This window comes from Roseateles sp., from assembly GCF_049240545.1.
In the GTDB taxonomy this organism is placed as follows: domain Bacteria; phylum Pseudomonadota; class Gammaproteobacteria; order Burkholderiales; family Burkholderiaceae_C; genus Paucibacter_A.
In genome coordinates this window covers 1-1,250 of the sequence record NZ_JBMLSK010000309.1, presented here as the reverse complement: position 1 = coordinate 1,250, position 1,250 = coordinate 1, and the positions used below count along the sequence as shown (strand labels likewise).

The 1,250-nt window shown below is 66.7% G+C and carries 3 protein-coding genes; all 3 read right to left on the bottom strand.

Going from position 1 to position 1,250, the window contains the following annotated elements:
* The coding region (locus tag ACOVRJ_RS19485; protein WP_422045486.1) for a type II toxin-antitoxin system RelE/ParE family toxin at positions 1-286 on the bottom strand (286 nt) is incomplete at its 3' end.
* Positions 283-534: a type II toxin-antitoxin system ParD family antitoxin gene (locus tag ACOVRJ_RS19480; protein ID WP_422045485.1), complete on the bottom strand. Its 252-nt coding sequence runs from the start codon at positions 532-534 to the stop codon at positions 283-285. The genes ACOVRJ_RS19480 and ACOVRJ_RS19485, both read right to left, overlap by 4 nt.
* A 363-nt stretch (positions 535-897) precedes the next feature.
* The coding region (locus ACOVRJ_RS19475; protein WP_422045484.1) for a hypothetical protein at positions 898-1,250 on the bottom strand (353 nt) is incomplete at its 5' end.

The following is a 1,250-nucleotide window of genomic DNA, read 5'->3' as shown; positions in this document are numbered from 1 at the left end:
CCTGGCGCTCGCCCAGCAGCCGGACCACATCCAGGTGATCGCCGCGTTCGAAGTAAAACCAGAGCAGCGGGAACTTTGAGACCCGCCAGGTCCGAAGCCCTGGTATGCCCAGGAGCTTTCCGAGCGTCGGCGAGCCGATCCCAGGGTCGAGCTCGATCCGGTCAAGCGCGGTGTTGGTGGCGTTGGCCAGCTTCACCGCCACGCGGGTGCCACCCTCCTTGCGGTAGTACCGTACTTCGCCTTGCTGGTCGCGCAACGCCTGCGGGCGCAGAAACGCGGGCTTCAATCGATCTCGCCGCGAGCCATCAACAGCAGCTCCTTCTCGTCCGCCTTGGTGCGGCGTCGGCCGGGCCCGGACGCCAGCCCGTCCTCGATGAGGTCGCGAAGCCGCTTCTTGGCCTGCTCCTCCTGGTCGCGTCGGACCAGGTCGCGGATGTACTCACTGGTGTTGCCGTAGTTGCCAGCGGCGACCCGGTTGTCAATGTAGTCGCGCATCGACTCGGGCAAGGCGAAACTCATGGTGTGGCGGCTCATGGAGGCATCTTGGTCAGTTTGACAACGGTTGTCAACTCTGCGGGCTGGCATTTTTCCAGCTCCAGCAGTGCTGCCGCTGGCCTCGTTACGACCTCACCCGAACTGGCTGGCCCGGCGCGCGCTGGATCAGCGCCGCAGCGAAGAGCGCAGGAAACCCAAACGCCCTCCCCAGGCCCGAAAGGCCCTGGGCATACCAAGTCAACCCGACACCACCGCCTGATCGGAGGTCACGCAGGTCTCGCCCACCCATCCACGGCCAGACCATGCGCCTTCAGTGGGTGTCCGGGCGCTCGCCAGGCCAGGGGTCCCACGCCCCAAAGCCGATTTCGCGAAGTTTCGGCAGGAGCTCGCTCATGTCGTGCATCATCTGAGAGGCACCCCGATATCGAAATCATGGATCACGGCGTCCCCCATGGTGGCCAGGACCTCGGCCGCCTCGCGCACCGGCCCGGCCCTGCGGCGGCTTGCCGCCTCGGGCCCGTTCCCGGGGGACTTGTTGCTGCAGAAGTGATGCATCAGCGCCAGCCGTTTCAGTCCGAGCTCCGCTGAGAGCGTGGTCAGCAGTTCCATCCAGTAGGCGGCGTCTTCGTTCGGCGTCCGGCCAGCGGGGCGTGCGTCAGCGCGGGCCTTGTCAGTCATCGCGCGGGCGATCCGCGCCTCAGACCAACCCTTGCGGCGATACCGCGCGATCTCGCCTGCGCGCGCCTCCTGCGGGT

Excerpts from the sequence above, each read along its gene's own strand:
- ACOVRJ_RS19480 (WP_422045485.1), bottom strand. The coding sequence starts at position 534 with ATGAGCCGCCACACCATGAGTTTCGCCTTGCCCGAGTCGATGCGCGAC.